This window comes from Accumulibacter sp. (genome assembly GCF_029255125.1).
Classification (GTDB): Bacteria; Pseudomonadota; Gammaproteobacteria; order Burkholderiales; family Rhodocyclaceae; genus Accumulibacter.
In genome coordinates, this window is sequence record NZ_JAPUVR010000068.1 from 1 (window position 1) to 9,054 (window position 9,054).

The following is a 9,054-nucleotide window of genomic DNA, read 5'->3' on the forward strand; positions in this document are numbered from 1 at the left end:
CGCGTAGGCCTCGATCGTCTTCGGCTGCAAGCCCTTGAGCGTCAGGTGTTGTAGATGCCGTTCGTAGTTGTCGGCAAACGTTGCTTCCGGTGATGTACTCATCGTAAGATGACCTCCAGTGTCGTTAGGGGAGAGTCCCTCGGTTGAGGGGGAACGTCACATTGTGAGGCGAGTGCGTCACCACCGGATCCTCCGCGCAGCGGCTTCGTCCAACAAGGAAAAGACCCTAGCCGGGTAGGTCGAGCATGAATTTATCGTGCCCGACAACCAAATTTAGGCAAGAAATGAAAAAAAGCGTTTATATCGAGACTTCCATTCCGAGCTATTTCACCGCAAGACCAAGCCGCGACGTGAGGGCTGCGGCTTGGCAGCAAATAACGGCCCAATGGTGGGATGAAGCGCGAGGTCAATACGAGCTTTTTACTTCCGCCTTGGTTATTGCTGAAGCATCGGCCGGTCATACCGAAGCCGCTGCAAGACGTTTGGAAGCTCTACAAGGAATCGCTGAACTGTTGATGGACGAGGAAGTTCAAACGTTTGCTGAAAGGTTGATTTTGGAGGGAGGGATACCCGAGGTTGCCAAAGCCGATGCATTGCATGTCGCGGTGGCGGCGGTTCATGGCATGGATTATCTGCTGACTTGGAATTGCCGACATATCGACAACGCTACCAGGAAACCTATCATTCGTGCGATTTGCGCTACCGCCGGGTACTCTTACCCGGAAATCTGCACACCATTGGAACTCTTGCCGGAGGATAACGATGATTTATAGCGATGAAATTATCGCCGAGGTTTGGCGGAACCGGGATGCTTACGCCGCCCAACATCACAATAGCCTAAATGAAATGGTGGCCGACCTTCGGGAGCGCCAAAAACGACCGGGTTGCAAGCTCGTGGATCGGCGAGATATGAGCCTTAAACTGACTTCAAATTTACCGGAAACTCAACGTCCGCCAGGATAAGGCCATGCCTGACGAATAGGGTTAGATCGCGCGAAGTCGCGATCTGAACCGTTTGTTGAACGAGCCCGGGGGAGCTGGTCGAGCCCCATAGAAAGTATGTTTTTGGGATATGGCCGGGCTGGGTATTCTGCCGGTTTGGCGAGCGCTTCAACGGGCGTCGAAAGCCTGCCGTTGTGGCCGGAGGCGCGCCATTTGGGCGGTGACGGGGGAAGAACTCCCGATTCTGGGCCGACGCAAGGCGAGCCGGGTTCTCAGCGTGCGGGCGCTGAACTGCAGTGACACTGGAGAGATCATTTGCCTACACGATCAGCGGGCTCCCACGGTAGCCAGGGAACGGGTTTCGGCTCCGGGAACAGCGGAGGAATGCGCGTTTTGACGATGAGCATGACCGCCCCGCAGCGGCTGCATAGAATGGCTGCCCGCTCCTTGAAGCAGGCCGTCCGGTGACTGTTGTCAGCGACCGGCATAAAGTAGGCGATCAGGTCGAGGGCGATCAAGTCCCGGCGAGCGCGGGCCAGCCGACCGGCAACGATCTGTAGCCGACGGCAGAGGCTGGCCTCGCTGTAGCAGGAAAGGCCGCAGGCGTCGGCGACACTGACGAGAAACAGGTACAGCGCCCAGGCGCAGACGTCAGCCTTCTCGATGTAGTGTTCCGCACCAGCCAATGATCGAGCCGGCTGAAGTGCGCGGGCACCTGGCGCTGGCGTTGCGGATTCAATGGCCGCTTCGTCGGACTGTTCATGTGTGCCTCCTCGGATGTCCTGTCCCAGTTGTAGCAGCGAGGTCAGTGCCGAAGCGATGTCATCTTGTCACGTGCTCCCCCAGATATAAGCAATTAAGCCAATCAGAACAGCCGGTTGGGCGTTCAAGAAATCTTGTAGCGGGGGCGTCGGGGCGGCCTCGGCAGCCGGCGCACGCGTGCCGCGGCGGTATCCCGGGTGATCCTGGCTCCAGGTACGGACCCGCGTCACCGCTTCCGGTCCGCGGTGATAGTCGGGGTTCTTGGCGAGCCATCTGGCTTGGCTGTCCCGCCTGCTCGCCGCCCTGCATGTCGCCGCCCCGCAATAAGGCTGGTGCCGCGCGTTACGCCTGTCCGGCACGAACGCCCGACCGCAATTCACGCAGGGGTTCTGCTTCGCTCTGACCATCACACGTCGCCTCCTGCCTCACCACAGGACAGGCTACCACACGGTCTGGAAAGGAAACCAAACTAGAACCAAGCAGCGAAGAAACGCCAGCTCGTTATCACTCTCTCGAAGAACATCCAGACTTCAAGGACATCCAACTTCACGCCGGCTCACGGCGACCACTTTCAGGTTGGCCGCGAGACGAGCGGCGTGAGCATCAAGCTGACGCGGCCGCCAGGACCCGGCTTGACGCTCGCATGGACCAGGTGTTCGGCGTCGATTTCACGCAGACGCTCCAGCGCAAAGGCGGGTCGAGCGCAATGCCGCAGCAGACGGGCGGGAGCAGTCTGACGCACTCATATCCGGACAGCAAGCCGACCCGGAGATGACATTCGCGTGATCGGTGCATTCTCCTGGCGGTCGCTGCGGAGGGCTTCCCGCTTCAATGCTGGCGATCCGCATGTCCATCCTTGGCGACGGCGAGCGGTGTGAAGCGCGCCTGTTCGGCAGGCTTGCCCGGGAAGCTGATCGAGACGACGACCTTCATGTCCGGCGTCGACACGTACCTGGCGATGCCCTTGAGCCGATTGTCGTCGTCCGGCGCCAGCGTCGCGCTCGACTTGAGCTTGCCGGCGAGCAGGGTCGCCGCCCCGCTGGCCCCGCTGGTCGGGACTTTCGCGCCAGCGTGGTCGGTGACATAGACGAGCACCGGGTTGTCTTTCGCTTCCTTGCTGTCCTTGGCCACGACCAACTCGAAGTGATACGCGCCGGCCATGCGCAACTGACCGCCATTGGGCGCTTTCTGGGTATTGAGGACATCGTCGGTGTGGGCCAGCGACGCCGGGCTGGTCAGAGCCAAGGCACTGGCGGCGGCGATCAGGAACAGGGTTTTCTTCATGGGGACTCTCCTTGCGTGATGAAAAGGGTCAGAAACTTTCTTTTTCCGAACTGGCGAGCAAACGCTGCAATGGCTCTTGCCCCCAAAGCCAGAACATCACCGGGGTGAGCAGTGTATCGAGCAGGGTCGAACTGACCAGTCCGCCGAAGATGACGACGGCGACCGGATGCAGGACTTCCTTGCCCGGGGCATCGGCGGAGAGCAGCAGCGGTAGCAGCGCGAAGGCAGCAACCAGCGCGGTCATCAGGACGGGCGTCAGACGCTCGAGCGATCCGCGCACGATCAGGTGCTCGCCGAAACGTTCGCCTTCGAAGGCGCACAGGTTGATGTAGTGGCTGATCTTGAGGATGCCGTTGCGCGTGGCGATGCCGGTCAGCGTGATGAAACCGACCAGAGCAGCGACCGACAGCGGCTGCCCGGAAATCCACAGGGCGAGCACGCTACCGATCAGTGCCAGCGGGATGTTACCCATGATGATCAGGGTCAGCGCGATCGAGCGATAGCGGCTGTAGAGCACCATGAAGATCATCGTCAGCGACACCAGCGCGAGCAACGTGATCAGTTCGGCGGCCTGCTCCTGTGCCTGGAACTGTCCTTCGAGCGCCGTGAAATAGCCCTCGGGCATGGGCTTGGCGGCCAGTTCGGCGCGGATGTCGGCGATCACCTTCGACATGTCGCGGCCGTCGGTATTGGCGGAAAGCACGATGCGGCGGCGGGAGTTCTCGCGGCTGACCTGATTGGGACCATCGCTTTCCTCGACGCTGGCGATCTTGGACAAGGGGACGTAGCCGGTCGGCGTCTCGATGAGAAGTTCGGCCAAGGCCTGCGGCCCGCGCGCAGACTCCGGCAAGCGCAACAGGAGATCGAAGCGGCGGTTGCCTTCGATGATCTGAGTGATCTTCTCGCCCTCGATCATCTGTTGCAGTCCACGCAGCAGGTTGCCGGGCGCTACGCCATAGCGCGCCGCCTGCTCGTAATCGAGCCGGATCTTGACCTGCGGGATCAGCACCTGTTTTTCGATCTGCAGATCGGCCACGCCGGGAATCCGCGCCAGCCGCTCACGCATTTCAGTCGCCAGGCCGCGCAGGGTATCGAGATCGTCGCCGTAGATCTTCAGCGCAATCTGGGCGCGCACACCGGAAAGCAGGTGATCGAGTCGGTGCGAAATCGGCTGACCGACGTTGGAAGCGGCCGGCAGGCTGGCCAGACGGCTCCGGATGTCGGCGATGATCTCGTCGCGACTGCGCGCCGAGGCCTTCAGGTCCACGTCCATTTCCGTGTAATGCACGCCTTCCGCATGCTCGTCCAGCTCGGCACGGCCGGTGCGCCGGCCAACCTGCGTGACTTCCGGCACCTGCATCACCAGGTGCTCGGCGAGGGTGCCGATGGCGCTGGATTCGGCGAGCGAAGTGCCGGGATTGAGCAGGACGTTGACGGTCAGCGTGCCCTCGTTGAACGGCGGCAGGAACGAGCGCGGAAAGAAGGGCACGCTCGCCGCGACGATGACGACCAGGAGCACGGCACCCGTCAGCAGGCGGCGCGCGTGGCCGAATGACCAGTGCAGAAGCCGGGCATCCCAGCGCTTGAGCCAACTCACCAACGGGCTGTCGCCGGCGTGGAGCTGCTTCATCGACGGCAGCAGGTAGTAGGCCATGACCGGCGTCAGCGTTACCGAAACGATCATGCTGGCGAGAATCGAGACGATGTAGGCGACGCCGAGCGGCGTGAACAGCCGGCCCTCGATCCCCGGCAGGACGAACAGCGGCACGAACACGAGAACGATGATCACGGTCGCATAGACGATGGCGGAACGTACCTCCAGCGTTGCGGCAGCAATCACTTCGACAACCGGACGCGGCGCCTCGGCGGCTCGATTCAGCTTCAATCGCCGAAGCACGTTCTCGACGCCGACGACTGCGTCATCGACCAGCTCGCCGATGGCGATGGCCAAGCCGCCCAGCGTCATGGTGTTGATCGACAGGCCGAAGTAACGGAACACGAGTGCCGTGACCAGCAGCGACACCGGAATCGCCATCAGCGAAATCAGCGTGGTACGCACGTTGAGCAGGAACATGAAAAGGATCACGGCGACCAGGATGGCGCCGTCGCGCAACGCCTCCTCGACGTTGTTCACCGAATGCTCGATGAAGTCAGCCTGCTTGAACAGGAACGAGGGCGCTGCGAAGCCCTTGGGCAGGCTCTCGCCGAGTTCGGCGATGGCCTTCTCGACCTCGCGGGTCAGCCTGACGCTGTCAGCGGCCGGCTGTTTCTGCACCGACAGAATCACCGCCGGCTTGCCCTTGTAGCTGCCGTCGCCACGCTTGAGAGCCGGCGCGAGCTGCACGTCGGCGACCTGCCGAAGCAGAATGGGCTGGCCGCTTTTCACGGCGACGACGAGATTCTGCAGGTCTTCGATGCGTGAGCTGCGCCCGATCTGGCGGATCAGGTATTCGCGCCCCTGGGCTTCGAGAAAGCCGCCGCTGGTGTTGGCGCCGAAATCCTTCAGCGCGCTTTCCAGCTTCTCGCGTTCTATCCCCAGCGCCTGCAGTTGCGCCGGCCGGATCTCGACCCGGTATTGCCGTACCTCGCCGCCGATCGGGATGACCTGGGCGACCCCGGGAATCGTCAAGAGACGCGGTCGCATCACCCAGTCCGCGTATTCGCGGACGGCCATCGGGCTGATCTTGTCGGGATCGGCCGGCAGCGCAATGAGCAGTATCTCGCCCATGATCGACGAGATCGGCCCGAGCTGCGGGACGATGCCGGGCGGCAGGGCTTCGCGCACCAGATTCAGTCGTTCGGCAATCTGCTGGCGGTTGCGGTAGATGTCCGAGCCCCATTCGAACTCGACGTAGATGATCGACAGACCGATGCCCGAGACCGAGCGGACGCGCGTCACGCCCGGCATGCCGTTCATGCTCGACTCGACCGGGAAGGTGACGCGTTGTTCGACTTCTTCCGGGGCCATTCCGCCGGCCTCGATCATCAAGGTCACGGTCGGCTTGTTGAGGTCGGGGAAAACGTCGACCGGCATCTGGCGCAGGGTGATCGCGCCGTAGAGGATCAGCAGCAACGACACGCCGAGCACGATCAAGCGCTGCCTGAGTGCGGCGTGAATGATGTAGGCGAACATGGGCGCGCTTACCTGAGCTGTGCGAGCAATCCGGCGCCGACCGTCACCACGCGCTCGCCGTCGTGCAGGCCATCGAGGATGGCGACGTTCGCCGCGTCGAGCGACTGGTGGCGAATCCGGCGCGCAACGAAGCGCTCGGCTTCGCTATGCACCCAGACCGCGGTCTCGCCGGCGCCTGTTCTTGTCAGCGCCGTCCGCGGCGCGGTCACCCCCTTGACGCCTTGCGCGGTGCGCGCGATCACCTTGACCGGCTGACCGACGGCTACCGCCGCGTTGCGGTTGGCGATACGAAACAGCAGGGGCAAAGCCTGCTCGCGCAATTGCTGCCCGCCACCGACGAATTTGAGTTCGAGTGCGGTTTGTTCCGCCAGGCCGCTGGCGGATACCAGTGTCTTGGCGATGCCGACATCGTAGGCCAGCGCTTCCACCGCAAGGCGGGAGGGATCGACGATCTCGAACAGCACTTCCTTGGCGTCGACCACCTGTCCGGCCAGCAAGTGGTGCGAGGCGCTGACGATGCCGGCCACCGGCGCCGCCAGCGGTTCGGCCGAGTCGATGCTGGCGCGCACATACGCCCGCCGTTGCTGCAAGGCGGCGTGCTCGATGCGCGCGGCCTCGATCTCCCTCTGGGGCACGGCGCCTTCGAGCTGCTCGAAGCGCTTCAGCTTGCCCTTGGCGATCGCCAGTTGCGCTTCGAGTTCGGCCAGGCTGGCTTTCTGGTTGGCACGCTCGATGGCGCCGCTGATCGGGCGCAGGTAGGCCAGGATTTCGCCCTTGGCAAGCTTCCGCCCGGCCGTCGGCATGCCTTTGGGACCGGGAATCACGCTGCCAGCAAACATGGCCTGCACCCGCCCGCTGGTTTCCGGATCGGGAACGACCCGGCCATTCAATTCGACCGTCGCCGCCAGTTCGGCGATACGCACCACTTGCGTGCGCAGACCCAGTTGGCGTTGGACCGGCTTCGGCACGAACAGGCTGCCGTCGGCCAGTCGCTGCGGTGCCGCGGTTGCGCCCGCAGTTGCCCCCGCAGTTCCCCGGCTGCTTGCTGCCGGTGCCGCGGCGGCTGGTGTCTTCTTCTTGGCGTCCTGACTGTGATCTTCGTCGCCGTGAGCCAGGGCGCTTCCCGCGCTCAACCCCAAGATCAGTGCGGTGAGCAGTACCGGCAAATCGATTTTGCGCATCATCAAACCCCCTGCTCCGCGCGTTTGTTCCGCCGGACGGCAAATGCTATTCCGCTGACCAGCAGCAGCGCTCCCGAGAAAGCCCAGACGACCCACTCGCTCCAGCCGTGCGCATGCACTTCAGTCGTCACCGCGCTCGAGGTATCCAGCGTGGCGGAAAGGAGATCGGCGTTATCGCTCGCCTCAATACTGATGGTCAGCGAATGTTTGGCCGGCGGCAGCGGCGTGCTCAGCTCGAGTACGTAAGTTCCCGGTGTCGTTTCGCTGGCCACGCCCTTGAGCCCGGCGCCGTCGATTTCCACCTTTGCCTGCGTCACGGGTTCGTTGCTGGCGAAACGATCGACATAGAGCACCAGCTTCTTGCCTTCGAGCGACACGACGAGCTCAAAATCCTCGCTTGCCGTGGCGGCACGCGGTTCGACCGACTGGGTGACGGGCGACGGTGGCGCGCCGTGGTCCTCTCCATCGTGGCCGAATGCCGAGGCGGCCACGAAAAACAGAGCAACGGCAACGGCATGTTTCACGGCAAGACTCCCATGGCTTGGTTCAAACGCGAGATCGCGGCGGCGCGCGCGACGCGCTGGCGGTCGAGGAAGGCTTCGGCATCAAAGGCGGCGGCGCGGATGCGCAGCAAGCTCGCCAGATCGGATGCGCCCAGCGCGAAGGCTTTCTCGGCAAGACGCAGGTTTTCCGCGGAAAGCTGGCGGCGCTCGTGCGCCATGGCCAACTGGCGTTCGGCTGATTGCAGGTTGCGCTGCGCGCGCTCGGCGTCGAGCCGGATGCGGGTCTGCGTACGCAGCAAGTCGGTCTCCGCCTGATTCGCCTCGGCCTGCGCCGCTGCAGTTTGCCGACGCACTTGCGAGCCCGAGGAGAACGGGATCTTGAGTTTGATGCCGACGCTGCTGGAATAGGACTCGGCAAAGTCGGCGCGCTCGCGCACGACGCGCAGCGCCAGCTCCGGCGCGGCGCGACGCGACTCATCCGCGACTTTGGCGCGCGCACGAGCGCTGCGCGCAGCGGCGGCGGTGACCGCCAACCAGGGATGCGATGCGGCTGAATCGCCGCTTTCATCGATCAGTCGTCGCCCTGTCGGGGACTCTTCGTCGAGATTCATCGGGGCTGGCGAACCGGTGAGGGTTTGTACGGCCTGCTCGGCCTGGAGCAGCGTTGCCTGCGCTTCGACCCACTCGGCATTGGCGGCATGCGTCTCGGTTTGCGCGAGATTGGCATCGATGCGCGACAGTTCGCCAACCCTGTAACGCCGCATGACGTCGCTTTCCAGAGCGCGGGCAGTTTCCAGGCGACGCGACGCCATCAGCTTGGCGCTGCGTGCCGCTGCCAACGCCCACCAGGCTTCCCGCAGTTCGCCACCAACCTCCAGACGCAGGGCGGCACGCTTGGCGAGAATTTCGTCGAGTTGGCTCGCCGCCTCGGCTTCGCGCGCCGTTTTCTGGCCGGGCAGCCACAGCGGAACCGCCAGTTCGAGCTCGAATTCCTGCTTGCCTTGATTGCGGTTGAAGCGGTCGCTCAAGTTGCCGATGCTGAGCGAACCGGGCTCGGGGGTCAGTCCAGCCGCAAGATCCTGCGCGGCACGCGCTTCAGCCTCGCGGGCATCCAGCCCGGCGGCCTGAGGGTTCAGGCGCCAGGCTTGGTCCACGGCGCTCGCCAGTCCGGATGTCTGCCCTTCTGCCGCCTGGGCGGAAAAGCCGGCGAGCACGCCGACGGCAAGAATCGCCACCAGCCTCAGTTGGC

8 protein-coding genes are annotated in these 9,054 nt (G+C 63.6%); 1 reads left to right on the top strand and 7 read right to left on the bottom strand.

The features are described from left to right. Positions 1–284: 284 nt before the first annotated feature. Entirely contained in the window at positions 285–773 is a 489-nt protein-coding gene (locus Q1L59_RS03325) for a type II toxin-antitoxin system VapC family toxin (protein WP_300327995.1), read from the top strand. 480 nt (positions 774–1,253) lie between these two features. Here the strand turns inward: Q1L59_RS03325 and Q1L59_RS03330 are convergent, their stop codons facing one another. From Q1L59_RS03330 to Q1L59_RS03360, 7 genes are all read right to left on the bottom strand, one after another. Beyond that, complete coding sequence (locus Q1L59_RS03330; protein ID WP_300327998.1) at positions 1,254–1,628, bottom strand: hypothetical protein; 375 nt, start codon at positions 1,626–1,628, stop codon at positions 1,254–1,256. A 647-nt stretch (positions 1,629–2,275) separates the two neighbouring features. Next, entirely contained in the window at positions 2,276–2,446 is a 171-nt protein-coding gene (locus Q1L59_RS03335) for a hypothetical protein (RefSeq protein ID WP_300328001.1), read from the bottom strand. A gap of 86 nt (positions 2,447–2,532) precedes the next feature. After that, positions 2,533–2,988, bottom strand: a complete 456-nt coding sequence (locus tag Q1L59_RS03340) for a hypothetical protein (protein ID WP_300328004.1) — start codon at positions 2,986–2,988, stop codon at positions 2,533–2,535. A 28-nt stretch (positions 2,989–3,016) separates the two neighbouring features. Further along, the gene (locus tag Q1L59_RS03345; RefSeq protein ID WP_300328007.1) at positions 3,017–6,121 is read right to left on the bottom strand and encodes an efflux RND transporter permease subunit; all 3,105 of its coding nucleotides are present in this window, start codon (positions 6,119–6,121) and stop codon (positions 3,017–3,019) included. Positions 6,122–6,129: 8 nt separating this feature from the next. Further along, positions 6,130–7,305 (bottom strand): HlyD family efflux transporter periplasmic adaptor subunit, encoded by a 1,176-nt coding sequence (locus tag Q1L59_RS03350; protein ID WP_300328010.1) that lies wholly within the window; start codon positions 7,303–7,305, stop codon positions 6,130–6,132. Next, positions 7,305–7,826: a hypothetical protein gene (locus Q1L59_RS03355; protein ID WP_300328013.1), complete on the bottom strand. Its 522-nt coding sequence runs from the start codon at positions 7,824–7,826 to the stop codon at positions 7,305–7,307. The genes Q1L59_RS03350 and Q1L59_RS03355 overlap by 1 nt, the downstream gene beginning before the upstream one ends. Further along, positions 7,823–9,054 (bottom strand): TolC family protein (locus Q1L59_RS03360; protein WP_300328016.1); only part of this gene is annotated, 1,232 nt, incomplete at its 5' end. The genes Q1L59_RS03355 and Q1L59_RS03360, both read right to left, overlap by 4 nt.